Source organism: Streptomyces sp. NPDC058246 (assembly GCF_042881985.1).
Classification (GTDB): domain Bacteria; phylum Actinomycetota; class Actinomycetes; order Streptomycetales; family Streptomycetaceae; genus Streptomyces.
Genome location: NZ_JBHVWZ010000022.1, coordinates 107938 through 132947, shown reverse-complemented (window position 1 = coordinate 132947; position 25010 = coordinate 107938). Strand labels below are relative to the sequence as shown.

The 25010-nt window shown below is 71.0% G+C and carries 20 protein-coding genes; 6 read left to right on the top strand and 14 right to left on the bottom strand.

Annotated elements, in window-relative coordinates:
* Nucleotides 1–59: 59 nt before the first annotated feature.
* Entirely contained in the window at nt 60–557 is a 498-nt protein-coding gene (gene tamR, locus ACFVXA_RS27925; RefSeq protein WP_362016082.1) for a MarR family transcriptional regulator TamR, read from the top strand.
* On the opposite strand, the gene ACFVXA_RS27920 is transcribed toward tamR, so the two are convergent.
* Nucleotides 516–1283: a response regulator transcription factor gene (locus ACFVXA_RS27920; protein WP_351859695.1), complete on the bottom strand. Its 768-nt coding sequence runs from the start codon at nt 1281–1283 to the stop codon at nt 516–518. The two genes, tamR and ACFVXA_RS27920, sit on opposite strands and share 42 nt — an antisense overlap.
* A 257-nt stretch (nt 1284–1540) precedes the next feature.
* Between ACFVXA_RS27920 and ACFVXA_RS27915 the strand changes: the two genes are divergently transcribed.
* Complete coding sequence (locus tag ACFVXA_RS27915) at nt 1541–1996, top strand: GNAT family N-acetyltransferase (RefSeq protein WP_362016894.1); 456 nt, start codon at nt 1541–1543, stop codon at nt 1994–1996.
* Between the two features lie 144 nt (nt 1997–2140).
* Here the strand turns inward: ACFVXA_RS27915 and galK are convergent, their stop codons facing one another.
* From galK to galT, 3 genes are read right to left on the bottom strand one after another with little or no spacing between them, the layout of a single operon-like run.
* A complete protein-coding gene (galK, locus tag ACFVXA_RS27910) occupies nt 2141–3283 on the bottom strand; it encodes a galactokinase (protein ID WP_390027238.1) in 1143 nt (380 codons plus the stop codon).
* Nucleotides 3284–3286: 3 nt separating this feature from the next.
* Nucleotides 3287–4300 (bottom strand): UDP-glucose 4-epimerase GalE, encoded by a 1014-nt coding sequence (gene galE, locus ACFVXA_RS27905; RefSeq protein WP_384019077.1) that lies wholly within the window; start codon nt 4298–4300, stop codon nt 3287–3289.
* Nucleotides 4297–5409 (bottom strand): galactose-1-phosphate uridylyltransferase, encoded by a 1113-nt coding sequence (galT, locus tag ACFVXA_RS27900; RefSeq protein ID WP_362016094.1) that lies wholly within the window; start codon nt 5407–5409, stop codon nt 4297–4299. The genes galE and galT overlap by 4 nt, the downstream gene beginning before the upstream one ends.
* A 210-nt stretch (nt 5410–5619) precedes the next feature.
* Between galT and ACFVXA_RS27895 the strand changes: the two genes are divergently transcribed.
* From ACFVXA_RS27895 to ACFVXA_RS27880, 4 genes are all read left to right on the top strand, one after another.
* On the top strand, nt 5620–7353 hold the full coding sequence (locus ACFVXA_RS27895) for a sodium:solute symporter family protein (RefSeq protein WP_383903647.1): 1734 nt from the start codon (nt 5620–5622) through the stop codon (nt 7351–7353).
* 21 nt (nt 7354–7374) lie between these two features.
* Entirely contained in the window at nt 7375–7695 is a 321-nt protein-coding gene (locus ACFVXA_RS27890; RefSeq protein WP_383741167.1) for a hypothetical protein, read from the top strand.
* 261 nt (nt 7696–7956) lie between these two features.
* A complete protein-coding gene (locus tag ACFVXA_RS27885) occupies nt 7957–9234 on the top strand; it encodes a GNAT family N-acetyltransferase (protein ID WP_362016103.1) in 1278 nt (425 codons plus the stop codon).
* 46 nt (nt 9235–9280) lie between these two features.
* Nucleotides 9281–10168, top strand: coding sequence for an NAD(P)-dependent oxidoreductase (locus tag ACFVXA_RS27880; RefSeq protein ID WP_362016106.1), 888 nt, complete (start codon nt 9281–9283; stop codon nt 10166–10168).
* A 130-nt stretch (nt 10169–10298) separates the two neighbouring features.
* Here the strand turns inward: ACFVXA_RS27880 and ACFVXA_RS27875 are convergent, their stop codons facing one another.
* The 10 genes from ACFVXA_RS27875 to rsmI form a co-directional block, all read right to left on the bottom strand.
* Nucleotides 10299–11000, bottom strand: coding sequence for a response regulator transcription factor (locus tag ACFVXA_RS27875; protein ID WP_362016109.1), 702 nt, complete (start codon nt 10998–11000; stop codon nt 10299–10301).
* A gap of 237 nt (nt 11001–11237) precedes the next feature.
* The gene (locus ACFVXA_RS27870) at nt 11238–13106 is read right to left on the bottom strand and encodes a PQQ-binding-like beta-propeller repeat protein (RefSeq protein WP_390027234.1); all 1869 of its coding nucleotides are present in this window, start codon (nt 13104–13106) and stop codon (nt 11238–11240) included.
* A 58-nt stretch (nt 13107–13164) separates the two neighbouring features.
* The gene (locus ACFVXA_RS27865) at nt 13165–15156 is read right to left on the bottom strand and encodes a PQQ-binding-like beta-propeller repeat protein (protein ID WP_390027231.1); all 1992 of its coding nucleotides are present in this window, start codon (nt 15154–15156) and stop codon (nt 13165–13167) included.
* Nucleotides 15157–15766: 610 nt separating this feature from the next.
* Nucleotides 15767–17572 carry an ABC-F family ATP-binding cassette domain-containing protein gene (locus tag ACFVXA_RS27860; protein ID WP_362016117.1) on the bottom strand — a complete coding sequence of 602 codons (1806 nt, stop codon included), beginning with the start codon at nt 17570–17572 and terminating at the stop codon, nt 15767–15769.
* Between the two features lie 674 nt (nt 17573–18246).
* A complete protein-coding gene (locus ACFVXA_RS27855; protein ID WP_383741154.1) occupies nt 18247–19146 on the bottom strand; it encodes a 4-(cytidine 5'-diphospho)-2-C-methyl-D-erythritol kinase in 900 nt (299 codons plus the stop codon).
* On the bottom strand, nt 19143–20213 hold the full coding sequence (rsmA, locus tag ACFVXA_RS27850; RefSeq protein ID WP_390027228.1) for a 16S rRNA (adenine(1518)-N(6)/adenine(1519)-N(6))-dimethyltransferase RsmA: 1071 nt from the start codon (nt 20211–20213) through the stop codon (nt 19143–19145). The genes ACFVXA_RS27855 and rsmA overlap by 4 nt, the downstream gene beginning before the upstream one ends.
* A gap of 236 nt (nt 20214–20449) precedes the next feature.
* Nucleotides 20450–22060, bottom strand: a complete 1611-nt coding sequence (locus ACFVXA_RS27845) for a ubiquitin-like domain-containing protein (RefSeq protein ID WP_390027225.1) — start codon at nt 22058–22060, stop codon at nt 20450–20452.
* 140 nt (nt 22061–22200) lie between these two features.
* The gene (locus ACFVXA_RS27840) at nt 22201–23067 is read right to left on the bottom strand and encodes a TatD family hydrolase (RefSeq protein WP_390027222.1); all 867 of its coding nucleotides are present in this window, start codon (nt 23065–23067) and stop codon (nt 22201–22203) included.
* A gap of 337 nt (nt 23068–23404) precedes the next feature.
* A complete protein-coding gene (locus ACFVXA_RS27835) occupies nt 23405–23863 on the bottom strand; it encodes a hypothetical protein (RefSeq protein ID WP_390027219.1) in 459 nt (152 codons plus the stop codon).
* Nucleotides 23864–24061: 198 nt separating this feature from the next.
* Entirely contained in the window at nt 24062–24919 is an 858-nt protein-coding gene (gene rsmI / locus ACFVXA_RS27830; protein WP_362016133.1) for a 16S rRNA (cytidine(1402)-2'-O)-methyltransferase, read from the bottom strand.
* Nucleotides 24920–25010 lie beyond the last annotated feature (91 nt).

Genomic DNA, 25010 nt, shown 5'->3' with positions numbered 1-25010 from the left:
ACATCAAGATAGTCTATATCAAGAGACTTCACGTCGACACAACCATTACACTGATCGTCATGGAGGACGAGGTCGATCGGCTGGTCGCTGCGTGGCGCCGGGAGCGCCCGGACCTCGACGTGGAACCGCTGGAGGTACTCAGCCGGGTGAGCAGACTGGCCCGGCACCTGGACCGTGCCCGCCGTCTGGCGTTCTCCGAGCACAGCCTGGAGCCCTGGGAGTTCGACGTCCTGACCGCGCTCCGGCGCGCGGGATCCCCGTATCAGCTCTCGCCCGGCCAACTGCTCACACAGACGCTCGTCACCTCTGGCACGATGACGAACCGCATCGACCGGCTGACGAAGAAGGGCCTGGTGGAGCGGCTCCCGGACCCGAGCGACCGCCGGGGCGTGCTCGTCCGCCTCACGGACGAGGGCCGCGACCGCGCCGACCAGGCACTGGCCGGCCTGCTCGACCAGGAGCGCGCGATCCTGGCGGAACTCAGCAGGGCCCAGCGCGGCGAACTGGCCGGACTGCTACGCCAGTTGACCGCCCCGTTCGACAACATCCCCGGTTAGGTCGACGGGCCCGACCCCGGCGCGGCGCGCGAGCGCGACAGCGGCCAGGGTCGAGTGCACGCCGAGCTTCCCGAGCACGTTCTGCATATGCGTGCGGACGGTGTGCGGCGACAGGAACAGCCGCTCGGCCACGGCCTTGCGCCCCAGCCCCGCGACCATGCACCGCAGCACTTCCCGCTCCCGGGGCGTGAGCGACTCGACGAGCCGCTCGCTCTCGGTGCGGTGCTTGCGGGCCGCGGTCAGCTCGCGCAGCACGCCGGTGAGCAAGGCGGGCGGGAGATGCGTCTCGTCCCGCAGCACCCCTCGTATGACGGTGAGCAGCCGGGACAGCGAACAGTCTTTGGCGACCCACCCCGAGGCCCCCGCCTGCAGAGCCAGCGCGGCCCGCCGCGGGTCGTCCTTCTCCGCGAGCACCACGGTGCGCACGCTCGGCTGCCCGGACCGCACGCCGGCGACGAGCGAGATGCCGTCCACGAGCCCGTCCTCGTTGCTCTCCTGCACCGGCACCGCCGGACGCATGCCGGGCAGATTGCCGCCCAGGTCCGCGTCGACGAGCAGGACATCGAACCGGCGGCCTTCCGCCGCCGCGCGCTCCAGGCAGCGCAGCGCGGCGGGACCGCTGCCCGCTGCGGACACGTCGACGTCGGGCTCGGCCGCGAGGGCGGCCGCGAGCGACTCGGCGAAGATGCGGTGGTCGTCGACGACCAGTACTCGGATGCGAACCACTCTGAAACCCCCACTGTCGGGGGACGGCCGGTGCGGGTACGGCGCCCGAAGAATCCCGAGCCCACTGACGACTCGGAAAGCAGGGTGCCGCAGCCACACGGCCGCCGCCGTGCTGAAACTGCTACCCCCACTTCGGGCGTCGTACCCGACTGTCTCGCCCCCTGATCAGCACCGGCCCCCACCGGTGCTGTTCATCAGGGTAAGGCCGGGGGCGGGGAGCGGAAGGTAATTTGCAGAACTGGTTGGCCAGCGCGTTTATGGTGAGCCGTATGTTTCGTATCGAGACAGGAGACGACAAAGACCGGCGCGATCTGCTCCGCAGACGACTGCGGGACACCAACACGGCGGCGTCTCCCGTCCTGCGCGCCCTGCGCGGAACCCCGGCCGAACGCGAACTTCCGCTCCATCTCTGGGCCTTGGACTCCACCGACGCCCTCGCCGGCGGTCTGATCGGCCACACCTGGACGACGTGGCTGCACGTGACCTACCTGTGGGTGGACGCCCGCCACCGGGGCGCGGGCCTGGGCTCCCACCTCCTGGCCCGGGCCGAACGCATGGCCGTCACCGACCGGGGCTGCCTCAACTCCCGCCTGGAAACCTGGGACTTCCAGGCCCCCGACTTCTACCAGAAGCAGGGTTACGAGGTGGTGTGCGTGATCCCGGACTATCCACCGGGGATCACGGAGTACACCCTGACGAAGCGCCTGGGCTGAGCGACGGGGGTTCTCGGCCCGCCGCCCCTGGGGAAATCAGCCCCTCCGGCGTTTGAGGAGCGGGGGTTCGTTTGAGGAGCGGGAGTTTTGGGGGCCGGAGCCCCCAAGGGACGGGCAGGGGCGGAGGGGGCGGAACCCCGAGGCTCAGCTCAGACGCCGGGCCCCCGCCGAAGGAACCGCCGGGAAGACCCGAGGTGCCGTGAAGCCCGCCCCGGCGAAGGACTCCTCCACCGCCTTGGTGACCGTCTCCACGTCACCGGACTCCACGAGCACGATCGCCGAGCCGCCGAAGCCTCCGCCCGTCATCCGGGCCCCCAGCGCCCCGGCCGCGTTGGCCGTGGAGACGACGAGGTCCAGCTCCGGGCAGGAGATCCGCAGGTCGTCGCGGAGGGAGGCGTGGCCGTCGGTCAGGACGGGCCCGATCCCCCGCACATCGCCCGCGTCCAGCAGCGCGATGACCTCCTCCACCCGGTGGTCGTCGGAGACCACATGGCGCACGTAGCGGCGGACGCGCTCGTCGGACAGGCGGGCCAGCGCCGTGTCGAGGTCCTCGTAGGAGACATCCCGCAGGTGGGAGACGCCCAGCTGCTGCGCGCCCTCCTCGCACCCCGCGCGCCGCTCCGCGTACGCCCCGTCGCCCAGCGCGTGCTTCACGCGGGTGTCGACGACCAGCAGCGCGAGCCCGTGGGACGCCAGGTCGAAGGGGACCTGGCGGATCGACAGGTCGCGGCAGTCGAGGTGCAGGGCGTATCCCTCGGCGCAGCACGCGGACGCCGTCTGGTCCATCACGCCGCACGGCACACCGACGAAGTCGTTCTCGGCGCGCTGGGCGATCAGGGCCAACTCGGAGCAGCTGAGGCCGAGTTCGTACAGGTCGTCGAGGGCCAGCGCCGTGACGACCTCCAGGGCGGCGGAGGAGGAGAGGCCCGCCCCGGTGGGGACCGTCGAGGCCAGGTGCACATCCGCACCGCCCACCGGGTGGCCCGCCGAGCGCAGCGCCCACACCACGCCCGCCGGGTACGCGGCCCAGCTGGTGTCGGTCAGGGGCTCCAGCGCGTCGACGTCCAGCTCGACGACCGGTCCCTCGATGTCCGCCGAGTGGAGCCGGAGCACGCCGTCGGAGCGGCGCGACACCGCGGCCACCGCCGTGTGCGGCAGGGCGAGCGGCATCACGAAGCCCTCGTTGAAGTCGGTGTACTCGCCGATCAGGTTGACCCGGCCCGGCGCCGCCCAGACGCCCTCCGGGGCCGTCCCGTACAGCTCCTCGAAGCCCTCACGTACCCCCACGTGCTATCCCTTCGCCGCGTTCTGTGCCGCGTTGTCTGCCGCGGTCTCTGCCGCGTTGCCTGCCGCGGTCTGTGCGAACTCCCACGCGTCCGCGACGATCCCCGCGAGATCCGCGCGGGACGGGTTCCAGCCGAGCCGCTCCCGGGCCGTGGCCGCCGAGGCCACCAGCACCGCCGGGTCGCCGCCGCGGCGCGGGGCGATCACCTCGGGGATGGGGTGGCCGGTCACCTGGCGCACCGTCTCGATGACCTCGCGGACCGAGAAGCCGTTGCCGTTGCCGAGGTTGCAGATCAGGTGCTCGCCGGGCTGCGCGGCGGTGAGCGCCAGCAGGTGCGCCTCGGCCAGGTCCGCGACGTGGATGTAGTCCCGGACGCAGGTGCCGTCCGGCGTCGGGTAGTCGTCGCCGTAGACCGAGATCACGTCGCGGCGGCCCTGCGCGACCTGGAGGACCAGCGGGATGAGGTGCGACTCGGGGTCGTGCCGCTCGCCGGTCGCCCCGTACGCGCCCGCCACGTTGAAGTACCGCAGGGAGACCGCGCCCAGCCCGTGCGCCGCCGCCTCGCCGGTGATCATGTGGTCGACGGCGAGCTTCGAGGCGCCGTAGGGGTTGGTGGGCTTGGTGGGCGCGGACTCCACGATCGGGGTGACCTCCGGCTCGCCGTACGTCGCTGCCGTGGAGGAGAAGACCAGCTTGCGGACGCCCGCCTCGCGCATCGCGGCGAGCAGCGCCATCGTGCCGCCGACGTTGTTGTCCCAGTACTTCTCGGGCTTCACGACGGACTCGCCGACCTGCGAGAACGCGGCGAAGTGCAGCACGGCGTCGAAGGAGGAGTCCAGCCACTTGGCGGCGTCGCGGATGTCACCCTCCACGAAAGAAGCACCCGCCGGCACACCCTCGCGGAAGCCCGTGGAGAGGTTGTCCAGGACGACGACCTCGTGGCCGGCCTCGATCAGGTGCTGGGCGACCACGCTGCCCACATAGCCCGCGCCACCGGTGACCAGGTACTTCCCACTCATGAACTCGCTACCTCTCGCAGTCGCTGGGCCGCGGTCTCCGGCGGCACGTCGTTGATGAACACGCTCATGCCGGATTCGGAACCCGCGAGGAACTTCAGCTTGCCGGAAGTGCGGCGAATGGTGAAAAGCTCGAGGTGAAGCGCGAAGTCGTCCCGGTTGACGCCCTCGAACTCCTCCAGCGAACCGAACGGCGCCTGGTGCCATGCGGCGATGTACGGCGTCGGCGGCTCCCCTGCCCCTTCTTTCCCACCACCCGACGCCCCTTCTTTCCCACCACCCGATCCATCGAAGATCCGGTCGAAGCGCCTCAAGAGTTCCAGATAGACCTGGGGGAACTCTGTGCGCGCGTCCTCGTCCAGGCCCAGCAGATCGGGCACGCGGCGGCGCGGGTACAGGTGGACCTCGTACGGCCAGTGCGCCGCGTACGGCACGAAGGCCACCCAGTGGTCACTCGACAGGACGACCCGGGAGCCGTCCGCGAGCTCCCGCGCGACGACCGCGTCGAAGAGGTTCTCCCCGCCGGTCGCCTCCTTATGAGTTGCCAGTGAACGCAGCATCAGCGCGGTGCGCGGGGTGGTGAAGGGGTAGCCGTAGATCTGTCCGTGCGGGTGCCCCAGGGTCACGCCGATCTCGGCGCCGCGGTTCTCGAAGCAGAAGACCTGTTCCACGGAGGGCAGATGGGACAGCTCGGCGGTCCGGTCCGTCCACGCGTCCAGCACCAGCCTCGCCTGCTCCTCCGTCAGGTCGGCGAAGGACGCGTCGTGGTCGGAGGTGAAGCAGACGACCTCGCAGCGGCCGGAGTCGCCGGCCAGCGAGGGGAAGCGGTTCTCGAAGACCACGACGTCGTACGAGGAGTCGGGGATCTCGCTCAGCCGGTCGCCGGAGGACGGGCACAGCGGGCACTCGTTCGCGGGCGGGTGGTACGTGCGCCCCTGGCGGTGCGAGGCGATCGCGACCGTGTCGCCGAGCAGCGGATCGCGGCGTACCTCCGAAGTGGTGACGGTCGGTTCGAGCGGGCGCCGGTCCACCGCGTCGCGCACCGAGTCGTCGCGCGCGTCGTAGTAGATGAGCTCACGACCGTCGGCCAGCCGGGTCGAGGTCTTCTTCACAGTCGGACTCCCCATCCGCGCCCATTCAAGCCTTCAAACAGAACCGAACACAACAAACCACAAACCACCACCTCCGTCAACATCACAATCAAACAAAGGACACCAACAGAAGTGTTCATTTCCTGAAGGTGGAGGCGTAGGTTCCGCTCTGATCACTTCACACAACGATCCGATCAGTTCGCGCAACGAAGCGAGACGAAGCGAGTTCTTATGCAGTCCCCCACACAATCGCTCACATTCCTGGCCGAACCAGGCACATCGCTGGCCCAACCGGGCATCCACCTGGCCGCCGGGCTCCGGCTCCCCACCAACGGCCTCGACTACACGATCCTGGCGATCTACTTCGTCGCGGTCCTCGGCATCGGGTTCGCCGCCCGCCGCTCGGTGAAGACGAGCCTCGACTTCTTCCTCTCCGGGCGTTCCCTGCCCGCGTGGGTCACCGGACTCGCGTTCATCTCCGCCAACCTGGGCGCCACCGAGATCCTGGGCATGGCCGCCAACAGCGCCCAGTACGGCGTCTACACCGTGCACTGGTACTGGATCGGCGCCATCCCCGCCATGGTCTTCCTCGGCCTGGTGATGATGCCCTTCTACTACGGCTCGAAGGTCCGCTCGGTCCCGGAGTTCCTGCTGCTCCGCTTCGACAAGTGGGCGCACCTGCTGAGTTCGATCCTGTTCGCCTTCGCCGCCATCCTGATCGCGGGCGTCAACCTCTACTCGCTCGCGATCGTCGTCGAGGCGCTGCTCGGCTGGCCGCAGTGGGTGGCGATCGTGGTGGCCGGCCTCTTCGTCCTCGCGTACATCACGCTCGGCGGTCTGTCCTCCGCGATCTACAACGAAGTGCTCCAGTTCTTCGTCATCCTCGCCGCGCTGATCCCGATCGCCGCGCTCGGGCTGAAGCGGGTGGGCGGCTGGGACGGCCTGACGCACTCGCTCGACCAGACCCACGGCGCCAACTTCACGACCGCCTGGGGCGGCACGGGCATCGGCAGCGTCAACCCGCTGGGCGCGAACTGGCTGACGATCGTGCTGGGACTCGGCTTCGTCCTGTCCTTCGGCTACTGGACGACGAACTTCGCCGAGGTCCAGCGCGCGCTGTCGGCCAAGAACCTCTCCGCGGCCCAGCGCACCCCGCTCATCGCCGCGTACCCGAAGATCTTCATCGTCTTCCTGGTGATGATCCCGGGTCTGGTGGCGGCCGTCCTGGTCCCGAAGATCGGCACGAGCGGTTCGGGACTCCAGTACAACGACGCGATCCCCTATCTGATGCAGGAGCTGCTGCCGAACGGTGTTCTCGGCATCGCGGTGACGGGCCTGCTCGCCGCCTTCATGGCGGGCATGGCGGCCAACGTCTCGTCCTTCAACACCGTCTTCACGACGGACATCTGGGCGAAGTACGTGGTCAAGGGGCGGGAGGACGGCTACTACGTCCGCTTCGGCCGGCTGATCACGGTGATCGGCGTCCTGGCGTCGATGGGTACGGCGTTCCTGGCGTCGTCCTTCTCGAACATCATGAGCTACCTCCAGACGCTGTTCTCCTTCTTCAACGTGCCGATGTTCGTGGTCTTCATCGTCGGCATGTTCTGGAAGCGCGCCTCGGTGAAGTCGGGTTTCTGGGGCCTGCTGGCCGGCACGACGGCCGCGATGGTCAACTACTTCGTCATCTACAAGCAGGGAATCATCGACATCCCCTCCGACCAGGGCGCCAACTTCGTCTCGGCGATCGCGGGCTTCGTGGCCGGTGCGGTGGTCATGGTGGCGGTCTCGCTCTTCACCGCCCCCAAGCCGGCGGAGGAACTCCAGGGCCTCGTCTACGGCACCCGCTCCCCCGGCATGGCCGAGGCGCCCGCCGTCGGCGACGACGCCTGGTACCGCAGGCCAGCGCTGCTGGGCTGGGGCGCGGTCGTCCTCGCCGCCGCCTGCTACATCCCGTTCTCGTTCTGATCGCGGGAGGATTGAGAGACCATGTCTGAACACTCCGGATATTCCGAGAAGGACGTCCAGCGCGAGGTCACGGAGCTGGAGAAGGTGTCCGCGACGGCCGCGCGCCTCTTCGACATCCGCACCATCATCGGTGGCCTGTTCGTCATCTACGGCATCATCGTCACGATCGCCGGCATCACCGTCTCCGACGCCAACCTGGCCAAGGCCGACGGCGTCAACATCAACCTCTGGACCGGCCTGGGCATGCTCGCCCTGGGCATCTTCTTCGTGGTCTGGCTCTGGCTCCGCCCGCTGGCTCCGCCCACACCCCAGGCGCCGGAGGACGAGGCGCCGTCGCAGTAACCACCTGACGCGGGGCCGGGGTTCACCGACGGGACTCCGGCCCCGTACCTGCGCAGTCGGCCTCGAACAAGGCGGTCCCCTGTGACAGCTCCGTGGTGTCCGGGCGATCCACCGCCGAGGACTCTCCACGTCGATGTCCGGGGAAAGCCCGGAGCGACAGGCATGACCGCCTGGCGGATCGACGGGATGTGAGCCTGGGCGCCGCCCGGTCGCCCCGGGTCCGAACCGCGCGGACAATGGGAAGTCGGCGAGGTGGCGATGATGCCGACGTGGCGATTGCGGGACTTCCGCGACGACGATCTCGACCGTGCCATCCAGATCTGGGACCAGGACCGGCAGAGGGACGACTCGCCTCCCGTGTTCCCCGTCTCCGAGGTGATGGCCGCGGCCCGCACCGGCGGCCCCGCGGTGGTCGCGGTGGTCGGCGACGACCTGGTGGGCCTGGCGGTGGCGCAGACCCAGGGCGAACGGGCCTGGATCACACTGGTGGCGCTCGCCGGGAACTGGCGCAGCCGCGGCATCGGAAGCTCCCTGGTCGCCGAACTCGAACGGCGCCTGCGCACGCAGGGCATACGCCGGATCGGCGCACTGCTCGCCCCGGGGGCCACCGGCACCGCGGCCCTGGAGAACTCCGGCTACCGCACCCACGACGGGCTGGTCTTCTACGAGAAGATCGAGCATCTCGGCGCGAGCGACGCCGGTCTCCTCGCGGAACTCGGCGGCCGGGTGCAGCCACAGGGACTCTGGGGCGCACTCGCGGGGATGGAGCGGGAGAAGGAAGCCATCGAGCGGCGGATCGTGCTGCCGCTGGCCGAGCCCGCACTGGCCGACCGTTACGGGGTCACCCCGCCCAAGGCGGTCATCCTCTTCGGGCCGCCGGGCACCGGCAAGACCAGCTTCGCCAGGGCCGTCGCCTCCCGGCTGGAGTGGCCGTTCGTGGAGCTCTTCCCCTCCCGGCTCGCCGCGGAAGCCGGCAGCCTGGCCGCCTCCCTGCGGGACACGTTCCACGACCTGGCCGGGCTGGAGACCGTTCTCCTGTTCATCGACGAGGTCGAGGAGATCGCCGGCGTCCGGTCCGGCCTGGCCGTCGACCCGGGCCACGGCGTCACCAACGAACTGCTCAAGCTGATCCCGGGCTTCCGCGACCACGACGACCGGCTGCTGATCTGCGCCACCAACTCCGTCCGCTCCCTCGACCCGGCGTTCCTGCGCCCCGGCCGCTTCGACTACGTCATCCCCGTCGGTCCCCCCGATCCGGCGGCCCGGGAAGCCATCTGGCGGCGCTACCTCGGCCCCGCCGCCGACGGGGTCGAGCTGCACCGGCTGGTGGCGGCCAGCGAGATGTTCACCCCCGCCGACATCGAGTTCGCCGCCCGCAAGGGCTCCCAGGCGGCCTTCGAACGCGAGGTCACCGACCGCAGGGGCGCACCGGCCGGCACCGAGGACTATCTCGCCGCGATCGCGGACACCCGTCCCACCCTCACTGAGCAGGCGCTCACCGAGTTCAGGGAGGACATCGAGCGCCACGTGCGCATGTGATGCCGGGTTGCCGGGTTCTCCTCACCGAGCGGGGGAAGCTGGCCTCATGACCGACGAACTCACCGTAAGTGTCCTGGGCACCGGCATCATGGGCGCCGCGATGGCCCGTAACCTCGCCCGCGCCGGGCACACCGTCCGGGCCTGGAACCGCAGCCGCGACAAGGCCGAGCCGCTCGCCGCCGACGGCGCGCAGGTCACCGACAGCCCGGCGGAGGCCGTGCGGGGCGCCGATGTCGTCCTGACCATGGTGTACGACGGAGCCGCCGCGCTGGAGGTGATGCGGCAGGCGGCGCCCGGGCTGCGTCCCGGGACCGTCTGGGCGCAGTGCACGACCGCCGGGATCGACGGCGTGCGCGAGCTGGCCGACTTCGCCCGCGAGCAGGAGCTGGTCTTCTTCGACTCGCCCGTCCTCGGGACCCGCGAGCCCGCGGAGGCCGGGCAGCTGACCGTGCTGGCAGCAGGACCGAGCGAAGGGCGGGAGGCCGTCACGCCCGTCTTCGACGCCGTCGGGGCCCGTACCGTATGGACCGGCGAGGACGGGGCGGCGGCCAGTGCCACCCGCCTCAAGCTCGTGGCCAACACCTGGGTCGTCACCGCCACCGCCGCGTGCGGCGAGATCCTCGCCCTGGCCAAGGGACTCGGCGTGGACCCACAGGGCTTCTTCGACATCATCGCCGGTGGCCCGCTCGACATGGGCTACCTGCGCGCCAAGGCCTCGCTCATCCTGGAGGACCGCTTCACACCGGCCAGTTTCGCGGTCGCCACCGCCGAGAAGGACGCCCGGCTGATCGTCCAGGCCGGGCAGCAGCACGGCGTCCGCCTCGACGTGACCGAAGCGGCGGCGGAACGCCTCGCCCGCGCCGCCGCCCGAGGCCACGCCGACGAGGACATGGCCGCCGCCTACTTCGCCAGCTTCGAGGACGAACGCCGTTAGTCCCCAGTCGTCAGTCCTGAGCTTCCTCGGCCCTGAGCCCTGGGCTCTGAGCCCTGAGCCCCGAGCTCTGGGCGCCGAGCCCTGAGCCGCGAGCTCTGGCGCCGAGCCCCGAGCGCTGAGCCCCGACCCCTCAGTCTTCCGTGCTCCCGGGCGAGGCCGGTGTCGGCACCGGTCCCGCCCGGTCCAGCAGTCCCGTCCGCGCCGCCAGCGCCGCCGCCTCCAGGCGTGAGCCCACCCCCAGCTTCATCAGCACCCGCTGGACATGGGTCCGGGCGGTCGACGGAGCTATCCCCATGCCGGCCGCGATGAGTCTCGTATCCTCCCCGTCGGCGACCCTCACCAGGACCTCCACCTCTCGCGGGGTGAGCATCTGGAGGAGCCGCTGGCCCTCGTCGTCCGGCTGGGCGGCGGGGTTCAGGAGTTCACTGAAGGCGCCCTGGAGCAACTGCGGGGCGACCGCCGCCTCGCCCGCCCTCGCCTTCATGATCGCGCGCTCGACGCCCTCTATGCGTTCGTCATGACGTACGTAACCCGAGGCGCCGGCGGCGAACGCGGCGGCGATGCCGCGCGGGTTCGGCACCGGGCCGAGGACGAGGACCGCCACCTGCGGGCGCTCCCTCTTGATCTTCACCACCGGATCGAAGATCCCCGGCTCGGCGGGTGTCGCCGTACCGATCAGGCACACCTCGGGTGCCCGCGTGATCACCAGCTCAGCCGCTCCCGCGGCCGGCGCCGCCGCGGCGAGCACCCGGTGCCCCCGCAGCTTCAAGGCCGAGGCCAAGGCCTCGGCGAGCAATCGGTGGTCGTCGACCACCATGAGCCGCACTCCCATCAGGCAACCCCCCAGTCCCCCCAAGCATCCCCACTGGTTCCCCGTGGATTAGGAGCCCCCCGGCTCTCCATCCCCCGGAAGCTACACGCTTGTTCGACGTTGCGCTTCCCCTACTGGAGAGAAGTGCCCCGGAATATCGAAATCCCTACCATTCGGGAGTGATGAGGGGTACGTGAACGGCCCCACCCCTGAACAGGGGCGGGGCCGCTCGGCGATCTCGGCTCGGCTGCTGCGCGCCTACTGTGCGCCGAAGGCGATCGCCAGGTACTCCTTGTCGTCCGACGCCGACAGCTTGCTGGCGTAGACCGCGGACATGTACAGGTGGCCGTCCTTGTAGAGGATCTCGGCGTAATCCGGCAGCATGCTGGTCTCCACGTTGCGGACCGCCTCGGTCGACGGGTTCTCCAGGAGCTTGGTCTCCTTGAAGGAGGTCCCGTCGATGGTGACGATCTGCCCGCCCTTGTCGTACGGCGGACGCTTGTACGCCAGGAGGTTGGTGCCGTCCATGCGCAGCGGGGTGAGGGAGTAGCCGTCACCCGCGTCGGCGCGCTGACCGGTCTGCTTCCCGGTGGCGAGGTCGAAGGCGACGATCTCGTTGGTCCGGCTGTAGTCGCCGGAGCCGTCGTGCTCCTCGGTCGGGATGTAGAGCTTGTCGTTGCCGACGGCGAGCGAGGAGCAGTACTCGATCCGGGTGATCCCGTCGCAGCGGGCGGCGTACGTCTTGCCGGGCGCCGAGATCTTCGTACGCAGCGTGCCGGTCTTGTTGTCGATGGAGAAGAAGTCCGAGATGCCGCTGCCGTCACCGGCGGAGTCGCCGACGTCGGCGGCCACGACGAGCGGGTTGGTCGACACGACGCTCGCGTACTCGATGCCGGGCGCCATCTTGTACTCGGAGAGCACCGTCCCGGACTTCGGGTTGATCGTCTGGATGCTCAGCTGACGGGTGCTGCCGTACTCACCGCACTTGCGGACCGCGACCAGCTTGTCGCCGCCGCCGTACCCGGAGTCGTAGCAGCTGTCGGTGGGCTTCGGCGCCCACAGCTGCTTGCCGGTGGAGATGTCGAAGGCCGCGCCGCCGCTGGTGCTGCCCGCGGCGACGGTGTTCGCGCTCACCGTGACGTTGTCGAGGCTGATCAGCTCGTCACCCGACTTGACCGTCTTGGTCCACAGCTTCTTGCCCGCGTCGAGGTCGAGGGCCGCGAGCTGGCTGCAGCCGTGCGACGGGTCCGCCTTGGTCGGCATGGCGGGCTCGTAGATGATCGCCGTGCGGTTGGCGTCGGTGGTGTGGCGGCTGGCCTGGCACACCGGGCCGGGCAGCTTGATCGTCCACAGCTTGGCGCCGGAGTCGGGGTCGTAGCCGACGACCTCGGCGTTGCCGCTCTTGGCGTACACCTTGTCGGTGAGCCAGGAGCCGACGGTGGTCACGCTGTTGTCGTCCTTCTTCACGGCGGGCGCGGGGATCTGGAACAGCACCGTGGAGCTGGTGTTGGACGGCACCTTCTCCTTGCCGTGGGAGCCGCCGGTCTTGCCGCCGTCCGTACCGCCCTGGCCGCCGCTGCCACCGCCCGGACCGGACGAGGTGTCCTTGCTGTCGTCCTTGCCGGACGAGGAGCTTGCGTACCAGACACCGCCGCCGATGATCAGCGCGACGGCCACCACGGCCGCCACGATGATGACCAGTTGGCTGTTGAACTTCCGCCCGCCGCCGCTTCCTTGGGCCGCCTGCGGTTGCATCGGCATGTTCTGCGGCTGCGGATAGCCGTACGGCTGCTGCGGCGCGCCGTACGGGGCCTGCGGCTGGCCCGGGGCACCGTACTGCGGCTGCTGGCCCGGGTAGCCATAGCCGGGCTGGGCCGGGGGCGGCGGGGTCTGGGGGTAGCCGTACGGCTGCTGCGGCGGGGCGGGCGGGGGCGTCTGCGGAGCCGGGGGCGTCTGCGGGTAGCCGTAACCGGGGCCCTGCGCGGGCGGCGGCGGGGGCGTCGGGGCGCCGAACCCGCCGGGGGGCTGGTCCTGCGGGGCACCGAAACCACCGGGCGGCGGGTCCTGCGGAGCACCGAAACCGCCCTGCGGGGGCTGGTTCGGCGGTGGCGGGGGCGGCTGACTCATGACGTGTGTACCTCGGAATACGAAGGGATGGCGGGTCTGAACGAGAGGCGGACGTGGGTCACTTGCCGTAGGCCAGCATCAACTTCTCCTTCGCGTCGTCATTGCCCGTCAGCCTGGTGGTGGAGATGTAGAAGCGCCCGTCCACGTAGTCGACCGCCTTCGAGAAGAAACCGTTCTCGATGTCCGCGGTGCCCTGCGGCATCTGCAGCAGCTTGGTCGCCTTGTGGCTGCTGCCGGTCGTCGGGATCGACACGATCTGTCCACCGGCGTCGTACGACGGCTCGACATAGGCGACGAGGTTCGTGCCGTCCATCTTCAGCGGCATCATCGACTCGTCCGCCGGCGACTTGACGCGCCACTTCTCCTTGCCGGTCTCCAGGCTGAACGCGACCACCTCGTTGGCGCCGCTCTTCGCCTCGGTCGGCAGGTAGAGGGTGTTGGCGTCGGAGGCGGTGCCCAGGCAGCCGGTCAGATCGCGGTCGAGGATGGCGTAGCCGCACTCGGGCGCGAAGGAGTCCTTGCTCTCCAGCTGTGAGCGGATGTCACCGTTGTTCTTCAGCGCGGTGACGTTCACCGTCTTCTTGTCCTTGTTGGTCATGTAGAGGACGACGGGGTTGACCGAGTAAGTACGCTCGACGGTCCAGCCCTTGGGGATCTTCGTCGTCCACTTGGTCTTGCCGGTGGCCGGGTCCAGCTCCTGCACCTCGTCGTGCTCGGTGTCTGTGCCGACACCGCAGGAGGCGACGGAGACCAGCTTGGAGCCGCCCGCGAAGCCGGCCGGGTAGCAGCCCGCGCCGTACTTCTTCTTGTCCCACAGCTTCTTGCCGCTGCCGACGTCGTACGCCGTACCGGACATCGAGCGGCCGACCGTCAACGTGTCGCCGGTGATGGACAGTTCGACCGAGAGCGTGCTGTCGAAGAGCTCCCCGTCGGGGACCTTGCCGCTCCAGCCCTTGGCGCCGGTGCCGAGGTCGACCTGCTGGAGCTGGTTGCACTTGGCGCTGTCACTGGAGCCGCTCATGTACGCCACGACGACCTTGTCGTCGGACGTCTTCTGCGGGGTGACCGCGCAGATCTTCTGCGGGAAGGTGATCGCGTCCCAAGTGGGCTTGCCGTCCCCGACGTTGAACGCGAAGAGCTGCTTGTACGCCGCTTTCACCGCGGTCTTGCCGGTGATCCACAGCCCGGGGGCGTCGGCGCCGGAACCGGGCGCGTCCGGCGCCTGCTTGTACCAGAGCACCTTCGCCTCACCGGCCTGGCGGCCCTCGTTGAGGTTCTGCGGATCCTCGCCGCCATTGCCGCTGCCGTCACCTGGGTTGACCGGGGCGTCGGAGGCGGAGGCGGACGCCTTGCCGCTTTCGCTGCTGTGGGCGACCGGCTTCTTGCCGTCGCCCCCACCACTGCTGACGGCCCATACCGTGCCGCCGATCACGAGCAGGGCGGCCACGGAGGCGCCGATGACCACGGCGGGCTTCCCCTTGAAAGGGTTCTTGCCGCCGCCGGGGCCGCCGGGGCCGCCGGGCGGCGGGGTGCCGGGCCCGCCCGGGTACTGCGCCTGGGGCGGGTATCCATAACCGGGCTGCTGCGGCTGCCCGTAGGCACCGGGCTGGCCGTACGGTCCCGGCTGCTGCGGGTGCGGCTGCCCGTACGGGCCCGGCTGCTGCGGCTGTCCGTATGGTCCCGGCTGCTGCGGCTGCGGCTGCCCGTACGGGCCCGGCTGGGCGTAGGGGCCCGGCTGCTGGGGGTATCCGTAACCGGGCTGCTGGGGGCCGGCGGCGGGCGGTGTCTGCGGGGGCGCGGGCGCCTGGGGCGGCGCGGGCGGCTGCGCGGGCGGAGGGGGTGTGTCCTGGGCGCGCGGATCCTGGGACGCGCCGGGGGGCGGGCCTTGGGGTGCGCCAGGGGGTGTGCCCTGGGGCGCGGGTGCGCCCTGGGGCGCGCCGAATCCGTCGTGCGCCCTCGGGTCATGTGGAGCGCCGAAGCCTCCCGTCGGCGGCTGGTCCTCTGGTGCTCCGAAGCCGCCCTGCGGCGGCTGACTCGGCGGCTGACTCATCAGCGCTTCCCCCCTCTTCACTGATGTGGCGCCCCACCGGCGGCGCTCGATTCGCGCCACGCCCGGCGGTTCTCAGACTGTTCTCAGACCGCTCTTTCTATCACTCTGGCAGCCATGAACAGGGGGCCGGTCCCGCCCCTGTTCCCAAGGGAGAACCGGCCCGTGATGCCGCCGTTACGCGCCTTCACGCGCCCTTCACGCGGGGCGCGCGGTGCCCTTGCAGGGCGCGGGTGTGCCCTTGCGGGGTGCGGGGGTGGCGTGCGCGCCTTGCGCGCAAGGCTTACGTGGGGCGCGCGTTGACGCCCGAGCGCCGTGCTCTTGGCGTACACACCCCGTTGCGCGCCGCGCACTCCAGGAGTGCGCGCCTGCTGACGTCAGCGCCGCTCCCCTGGTCACGCGCCCTCTCCCGCACTCACGCACCGCCCCCGTGCCGGCACGCCTCCTCCAGAACTCACGCGCCAACTGCCCTGCCCGCACGCCCCCTCCGGCGGTCAAGCGCCAGCCACTTCGCGCACGCGTCCTCTCTGGCGTCAAGCACCAACCACTTCGCGCACGCGCCCTCTCCCCCGCTCAAGCGCCGACCGCTCCGGTCACGCGCCGACCACTCCGCTCACGCGTCCTCCGCCAGCTCCAGCCAGCGCATTTCCAGTTCTTCGCGCTCCCCGGCCAACTCGCGCAACTCGGTGTCGAGTTTGGCGACCCGCGCGAAGTCGGTCGCGTTGTCGGCGATTTGGGCGTGCAGCTTCGTCTCCTTCTCGGAGATCTTGTCCAGCTGGCGCTCGATCTTCTGGAGTTCCTTCTTCGCGGCGCGGGCGTCGGCGGCGGACGCGGTCTTGGCGGAAGCCGGAGCGGAGGCGAGCACGGCGGCGGCCGCGACCTCCTCGATCCGCTTGCGCCGCTCCAGGTACTCGTCGATCCCGCGCGGCAGCATCCGCAGCGTGCCGTCGCCGAGCAGCGCGAAGACGTTGTCCGTCGTGCGCTCGATGAAGAACCGGTCGTGGGAGATCACGACCATCGAGCCGGGCCACCCGTCGAGCAGGTCCTCGAGCTGGGTGAGGGTCTCGATGTCGAGGTCGTTGGTGGGCTCGTCGAGGAAGAGGACGTTGGGCTCGTCCATGAGGAGCCGCAGGAGCTGGAGCCGGCGGCGCTCACCACCGGAGAGGTCCCCGACCGGCGTCCACTGCTTCTCGTTGTTGAAGCCGAACGTCTCGCAGAGCTGCCCCGCGGTCATCTCGCGCCCCTTGCCGAGGTCGACCCGGTCGCGCACGGCCTGGACGGCCTGGAGCACGCGCCAGGTCGGGTCGAGTTCGGCGACCTCCTGCGAGAGGTAGGCGAGCTTGACGGTCTTGCCGGTGCTGATCCGCCCGGCCGCGGGCTGCCGCTCCCCCTCGCTCCGGGCGGCCTCGGCCATGGCACGCAGGAGGGAGGTCTTGCCCGCGCCGTTCACGCCGACGAGTCCGACCCGGTCGCCGGGCCCGAGCTGCCAGGTGAGGTGCTTGAGGAGCACCTTGGGCCCGGCCTGCACGGTCACGTCCTCCAGATCGAAGACGGTCTTGCCGAGCCGCGAGCTGGCGAACTTCATCAGCTCGCTCTTGTCGCGGGGCGGCGGCACGTCCGCGATGAGTTCGTTGGCGGCCTCGACGCGGAAGCGCGGCTTGGACGTGCGGGCGGGGGCGCCGCGGCGCAGCCAGGCCAGCTCCTTGCGCACGAGGTTCTGCCGCTTTACCTCCTCGGTGGCGGCGATGCGCTCACGCTCGGCGCGGGCGAAGACGTAGTCGGAGTAGCCGCCCTCGTACTCGTACACCGCGCCCTTCTGCACGTCCCACATGCGGGTGCAGACCTGGTCGAGGAACCACCGGTCGTGGGTGACGCAGACAAGGGCCGAGCGGCGTGCGCGCAGGTGCTGCGCGAGCCAGGCGATGCCTTCCACGTCGAGGTGGTTCGTGGGCTCGTCGAGGATGATCAGGTCCTGCTCCTCGATGAGGAGCTTGGCGAGCGCGATACGGCGGCGCTCGCCACCGGAGAGGGGGCCGATCACGGTGTCCAGCCCCTGCGGGAAGCCGGGCAGGTCGAGGCCGCCGAAGAGACCCGTCAGTACGTCCCTGATCTTGGAGTTGCCCGCCCACTCGTGGTCGGCCATGTCCCGGATGACCTCATGGCGGACGGTGGCCGTGGGGTCGAGGGAGTCGTGCTGGGTCAGCACCCCCAGGTGCAGGCCGCCGGACTGGGTGACACGGCCGGTGTCGGCCTCCTCCAGCTTGGCGAGCATGCGGATGAGGGTGGTCTTGCCGTCACCGTTCCGGCCGACCACGCCGATCCGGTCTCCCTCGCTGACGCCGAGGGAGACTCCGTCAAGCAGTGCACGGGTGCCGTACACCTTGCTGACGGACTCGACATTGACCAGGTTGACGGCCATTTCTCTCCTGACAAGGGGGACGATCGACCCTCAAGGGTAGTCGGCGCGACGCGTCGGCCGATCCCTGAGCTTTTTCGCCCCCCTCCGCCCCTCCCTACTCATCCCTGCCCGTCCCTGCGCGTCCCTGCCCGCCCCGTCCCTGCGCGTCCCGTCCTGGGGCTGCGCCCCAGACCCCCTGCTTGGTTCTTTGGCTGCGGATGGCCTGCGGATGGGCGGGGGCTTGTCGCGCAGTTCCCCGCGCCCCTCGAGGGCGCGGCGGCAGCCCCCAGGGGCCGCTCCTGGGGGTCGCACTGCGGGAAGCCGCGCTGGTACGGCGGTTGAGGCGGCACGGGACCCGTACACACGGCGTCGTGGTCGACAACGTGCGGGTCGACAACCCTGATTCGGGACCTCCCTGGGTGCCCGTCATCGCCTGAACCGACCAGCGCGGCTACCGGGTGGAGTTCTCGCCGCGGATGCGCAGGACGGGGCCGGCGCTGACCACGGGCGGGAGGTGGGGTGGCGTACCTGCCCCACCGCCCGCAGACGGCCCGGTCCTCATGTGGCGGCACACCGCGGGTCCGGTGGTGTTCATGCTGTTCGCAGGCCTGGCGTTCCTGGCCGTCGCCGTGTGGTTCGGCGCGACGAGCTGAGCAGCACCCCCAGCAGGGCAGCAGTAGCTCGTCCGTCGGAGATCAGAGCACGTTCGCACCCGGCGCCGGGCTCTCGGTGACCCGTACGGAGCGGCAGGTGCCCGAGGCGAGCAGGGCCTCGGCGACCGTCCGCGCGGACTCCGCGTCCGCCGCGAGGAAGGCCGTAGTCGGACCGGAACCGGAGACGAGCGCGGCGAGGGCGCCCGCTGCGCGACCCGCGGCGAGGGTGTCGGCGAGCTCCGGGAAGAGGGAGAGGGCGGCGGGCTGAAGGTCGTTGGACACCGCCCGCGAGAGGGCCCCCGCATCCCCCTTCGCCAGGGCGTCGAGCAGTTCCTGCGAGGCGACGGGCTCGGGGATCCGTACGCCCTCGTTCATCCGGTCGAACTCCCGGAAGACCGCGGGAGTCGACAGCCCTCGCCCGGCCATCGCGAAGACCCAGTGGAAGGTGCCGCCGACCTCCAGGACCCTGAGCCGTTCACCGCGCCCGGTGCCCAGCGCCGCCCCGCCCACCAGGCTGAACGGCACGTCGCTGCCCAACTCCGCGCAGATGTCGAGGAGTTCGTCGCGGGAGGCGTTCGTGCCCCACAGGGTGTCGCAGGCGAGCAGGGCGCCGGCGCCGTCCGCACTGCCGCCGGCCATGCCGCCCGCGACGGGGATGTCCTTGGCGATGTGCAGGTGGACGGCGGGGTCGATGCCGTAGCGGCGGGCGAGTTCGAGGGCCGCGCGGGCCGCGAGGTTCGTACGGTCCAGGGGGACCTGTCCGGCGTCCGGACCCGCGCAGGTGACGCGCAGCTCCTCGGCCGGGGTCACGGTCACCTCGTCGTAGAGGCCGACCGCGAGGAAGACATTGGCCAGGTCGTGGAAACCGTCGGGGCGGGCGCCGCCCACCGCGAGCTGGACGTTGACCTTGGCAGGGACGCGTACCGTCACCGTCTCCGTCACGACTGGGCCGACTCCTCGTTCTCGGTCTCGGGCTCGGCCGTCGTCACGGTCTCGGCCGCGGTCTCGGTCCTGCCGTCGGTCATGTGCTGGGCCTTGGTGGCGGCCTTGCGTTCGGTCTTGGTGGCGGCCCTGCGCCCGGCCCTGGTGGCGGCCTTGTGCCCGGTCTCGCTGTCGACCTCGCCGCCGGTCTCGCCATCGGTCTCGCCGTCGGTTTTGTTCTCGGCGATACGGGCGAACTCCTCGACCGTGAGCGACTCCCCGCGGGCCTGCGGCGAGACACCGGCGGCGACGAGCGCGGCCTCGGCGGCGGCCGTGGATCCGGCCCACCCGGCGAGCGCGGCGCGCAGCGTCTTGCGCCGCTGGGCGAACGCGGCGTCGACCACGGCGAACACCTCGCGCCTCGTGGCCGTCGTCTTGAGCGGCTCGGCGCGCCGGGTGAGCGCCACGAGCCCGCTGTCGACGTTGGGCGCGGGCCAGAAGACGTTGCGGCCGATGGAACCGGCGCGCTTCACCTCGGCGTACCAGTTCGCCTTCACGGACGGAACGCCGTACACCTTCGAGCCCGGCGCCGCCGCGAGCCGGTCGGCGACCTCCGCCTGCACCATCACCAGCGTCCGCTCGATGCTCGGGAAGGTCTCGAGCATGTGCAGCAGGACGGGCACGGCGACGTTGTAGGGGAGGTTGGCGACGAGCGCGGTGGGGGCCGGTCCGGGCAGCTCCTGTACGTGCATCGCGTCGGAGTGCACGAGCGCGAAACGCTCCGCGCGCTCCGGCATGCGCGCCGCGACGGTCGACGGCAGCGCTCCGGCCAGTACGTCGTCGATCTCCACTGCCGTGACCCGGTCGGCGGCCTCCAGCAGGGCCAGCGTCAGGGAGCCGAGGCCGGGGCCCACCTCCACGACCACGTCGTCGGGCCGCACCTCCGCGGTCCGCACGATGCGGCGCACCGTGTTCGCGTCGATGACGAAGTTCTGGCCGCGCTGCTTGGTGGGCCGTACGCCGAGGGCACCCGCGAGCTCGCGGATGTCGGCGGGGCCCAGGAGGGCGTCGGGGGTGGGGCTGGTCACGGACCAAGGGTACGGGGGTGGGGAGCCGGGGGGTGTTTTCGCCCCCGCCCCGTGCCCCGTCAGGGGCGCGGGGGACCGCGCAACCTCCACGGGCGCAGGGACCGCGCAACCCTTCAGAGGCGCAGGGACCGCGCAACCCTTCAGAGGCGCAGGGACCGCGCAACCCTTCCGGGGCGCGGCTACTGCGCCACCCTTCAGGGGCGCGTCCGGGGGCGCGGCTCCCCGGGGGCCGCCCCTCAGCCGTGCAGGCGCGCCCCGCAGTGCGGCCACGGGCTCGACCCCCGGCGTACGTACAGCTTCTTCGCCCGGAAGGTCTGTTCCGCGGCGGAGGCGTCCTGGGGGCGGCCGGAGCCGCCGAGGGCGTGCCAGGTGCGGGTGTCGAACTGGTAGAGCCCGCCATAGGTTCCGGACGGATCCACCGCACCGGGGCGACCGCCGGACTCGCACGCCGCGAGCCCGGACCAGTTCAGATTGCCGGACTCGTCGGCGGAACTCGGATGGGGCTTCGTACCGACCTTCACCAGCTGGGCCTGGGGCTCCCGCACCACCTCGGACTTGATCCGCCGTGGCTTCTCCTTCACCCCGTTGACCGTCCGCAGCACGTACGTGACCCGCCGGGCCCCCGACTGCCCGGCCCGTTCGACGACCTCCGTGCCCTTGAACAGCGAGGCATCCATCGTCCGCCGCACCTCGAACGGGATCGGCTCCTCACGCACCTCCCTGGTCCCGGTGACCCGCATGACCGTGACCGTCTGCCCGTCGCGCGGGAAGCTGCCGGCCGGGACGGACGTCGTGTCCTGCCCGTGCAGGGTGATCCCGGCCTCCTCCACCGCCTCACCGACGCTCGCCGCGTTCGTGCGGATCGTGCGTGCCCGCCCGTCCGCCATGATCGTCACCGTGCGCTCGGTGCGTACATCGAGCGCGAGGCCCTCACGCCCGATGCGCTGGGAGCGCGAAGTCGACAGGTACGCGCCCTCCGCGCGCACCCCCAACTGCCTGAGCGCCCCGTCCACCGTGTGCGCCGTCGTCCACACCTTGCGCCGTTGTCCGTCGAGGGTGAGGTGCACGGGGCGCCCGTAGTGAACCGCGACCTCGTCACCGCTGGCGAGCGCCGAGCCGGGCGCGGGCGCGACCACGTCGTGCGCCCCCACGTTCACGCCCTCGTCGGCAAGCAGCTCCGTGACGTCGTCCGCGAAGGTGTGGAGCGTGCGCGGCTTCCCGTCGACACTGAGCTGGATCGCCTTGTCGTTGGCGACGAACGCGGAGGTGCCACCGGCCAGAAACGCGACGACCAGAGCCTGCGGGAGCAGGCGCCGGATGGGGTCGGGGCGCTCGGTGGTGCGTTTGCGCCGCGCCGCGCGGCGCGCGGCGGCGCGCCCGCCGGCCCGGTGCGCCCCTTCCGCGCCGTCCGCGCCCCCCACTGTCCTGGGCGCGCCCCCCGCACCTCGCGCGCCTCCCGCGGCCCAGAGCGCCCCCTCCGCACCCTTCGCGCCCCCGGCAGCCCAGAGCACCCCTTCGGTACTTCCCGTGCTTCCAGCGCTCACGGCGCTCACCGCGCCCACCACGCCGAGCGCGCCCACCGGGCTCCCCGCGTCCTCCGCCTCCTGTCGCGGAAGCCTCGGCTCGGTCGCGGCCTCGGACTCGGGCGCGCGCGCCTCGTACGCCGGGCGATAGGTGTCCTCCGGGAAGCCGTGACCGTAGCCCTGGCCGTACGGCGACTCGTAGGGCTCATAGGGTTCGTAGGCCCCGGCCTCGGCCCCGTAGGGCTCGGCCTCGTAGGCCTCGGCCCCGTAGGGCTCGTACGACGTTCCAGTCGGTCCATACGTCTCGTACTGCGAGCTGCTCACGACGACACGCTCCAGTGGGGTCCGGATCGGGCGACCAGAACCTAGCGGAGCGGTCGTCACTCTCCCAAGCAACGCGGCTACGCTGTGTCGCGACACCCCCCTGAGGTCTACTCGGGGAAAGCCCCTGGAAACGTTATGTGTCAGTAATCGAACGCCCGCGCAGTGTTGGCGGAGATCGAGGTCGCCAGCGCGTCCTCGTCGATGCCCCGTACAGCTGCCATCGCCCGCACTGTGATCGGAATGAGATACGGGGCGTTAGGCCGTCCGCGGTACGGCGCGGGGGTCAGGAAGGGCGCGTCGGTCTCGACGAGGACGAGTTCCAGGGGAGCCACGGCCAGCGCGTCGCGCAGCGGCTGGGCGTTCTTGAAGGTCATGTTGCCGGCGAAGGACATGAAGTAGCCGGCGCGGGCGCAGATCTCCGCCATCGGGGCGTCGCCGGAGTAGCAGTGGAAGACGGTCCGCTCGGGGGCGCCCTCCTCCTTGAGGATCCGCAGCACGTCGGTGTGGGCGTCGCGGTCGTGGATGACCAGGGCCTTGCCGTGCCGCTTGGCGATCTCGATGTGGGCGCGGAAGGACCGTTCCTGGGCGGCCTTGCCCTCGGGCCCCGTACGGAAGTAGTCGAGCCCGGTCTCACCGACGCCCTTGACCTGCGGGAGGGCGGCGAGCCGGTCGATCTCCGCCAGCGCCTCGTCCAGCGCGGCCTCGCCGCCCGGCTGCCGCGCGCCCTGGCGGGACCAGCCGTCGGGGTCGCCGTGCACGATGCGGGGCGCTTCGTTGGGGTGCAGCGCGACCGTCGCATGGACGGCGTCGTGCTCCAGGGCCGTCTGCGCCGCCCACCGCGAGCCGTTCACGTCGCAGCCGACCTGTACGACCGTCGTCACGCCGACCGACGCGGCCCTGGCGAGGCCCTCCTCGACGGTGCCGGACTGCATGTCGAGGTGGGTGTGCGAGTCGGCGACGGGCACACGGAGGGGCTGAGGCAGCGGCGGGGCTTCGTCGTGAGGCATGCCCCGATCCTACGAAGGGGGCACGCCCGACCTCACCTCGCGGGGAACCGGGAGGCCGCCACCTCGCGGGGGCCAGGGGGGGCACCATCACCTCGCGGCGAGCCAGGAGGCCACGATCACCTCACGGGGAACCGGGAAGCCGCCACCTCACGGGGAACCGAGAGGCCATCACCTCGCGGGAAGCCAGGAGGCCGCCATCACCTCGCGGGAAGCCAGGAGGCCGCCATCCCCTCACGGGGAACCAGGACACCGCCCCGCCACCCGCCGGATCATCCCGCCCCGCAGCTCACCCCGGCCGGCAGGTCACCCCACCCCGCAGCTCGCCCCACCCCGCAGCTCATCCCGCCTTGCGGTGATGGAACGGGTGCAGCAGATCGGAGAGGTGCCAGTGGTGGGCCTCATGGGGCTCACGGGCCTCACCCGTCTCGCCCGCGTCGTGCCGCGCCTCGCGGCTCTCGTCGGCCGCCGCCTCGGAGGCGTCCCCCACCGGCTCGGACCGCCGCGCGGGAGCCGGCCGCGGCAGGGAGTTGCGCGCCGAGGACACCTGTCCCGGCCGCATGATGCGCACGACATGACTGTCGCAGTTCTGGCAGGAGGGCCGGCTCAGCGGGGACGGCACGACCCGGCCGTCGGCCACGTACATGACGAACTCGGTGCCCTCGGCGTCGAGGTGGTGCTCTATCTCGTACGACTGCTCCCAGCCGTGCCCGCAGCGCATGCAGGCGAAGGAATACGACTCGTTGACGACGGCGGTCGCTCCACTGCGGTGGCCGGTCTGCCCTGCGATCTCACTCATGCCAGCTCCTGCTGTCCGCTGGACAAGCGCCCCCGCGCTCGGGGGCGAGGGACGGGTGCGTCCCTTCAACCAGTGGACGCTTCTCCCGGTGCGAACGCATCAGGCCTGTCGACTATTGGAGTCGTTTTGGCCTTTCCTTGTCGGAAGGCTCCCGCCGCCCGACCTGCGCTTTGCCTTTCACGACAGTCCTTTGCCCTTCTATGGGGCGCTTCGGGCGGCGTTCTTTGCCGCGACGACGGCATCGAAGACGTCGCGCTTGGGAATCCCCGCCTCCGCGGCGACGGCGGCGATCGCCTCCTTGCGTCGCTCCCCCGCCTCCTCGCGCACCTGCACCCTGCGCACCAGCTCGGCGGCGTCGAGTTCCCCGGCGCCCTTCTCTGCCGCGCCCTCCACGACGACGGTGATCTCACCGCGTACGCCCTCGGCGGCCCAGGCGGCCAGGTCGCCCAGCGGGCCGCGCTTGACCTCCTCGTACGTCTTCGTCAGCTCGCGGCAGACGGCGGCGCGCCGCTCGGTCCCGAAGACCTCGGCCATCGCGGCGAGGGTGTCGTCGAGGCGGTGGGGCGCCTCGAAGTAGACCAGCGTCCGGCGTTCGTCGGCGACCTCGCGCAGCCTCGACAGCCGTTCGCCGGCCTTGCGCGGCAGGAAGCCCTCGAAGCAGAAGCGGTCGACGGGCAGCCCGGAGAGCGCGAGCGCGGTGAGCACGGCGGACGGCCCGGGTACGGCGGTGACCTTGATGTCCTTCTCGACGGCGGCCGCGACCAGCCGGTAGCCGGGGTCGGAGACGGACGGCATCCCGGCGTCGGTCACCAGCAGCACCCGTGCCCCGCCGGCCAGCGCCTCGACCAGTTCCGGCGTACGGGCCGCCTCGTTGCCCTCGAAGTACGACACGACGCGCCCGGCGGGCTGGACCCCGAGTGCCTGGGTGAGCCGCCGGAGCCTGCGGGTGTCCTCGGCGGCGACGACATCGGCCCCGGCCAGTTCCGCGGCGAGCCGTGGCGGCGCGTCCGAGATGTCGCCGATGGGCGTGCCTGCCAACACAAGGATTCCTGTCACGGTTCCATCCTCGCAGGGACACTCCCCGGCAACCGCATCCACCCATTACGGCCCGTGCACGGGACTCCCACAGAGGTGTTCCCTACGATGG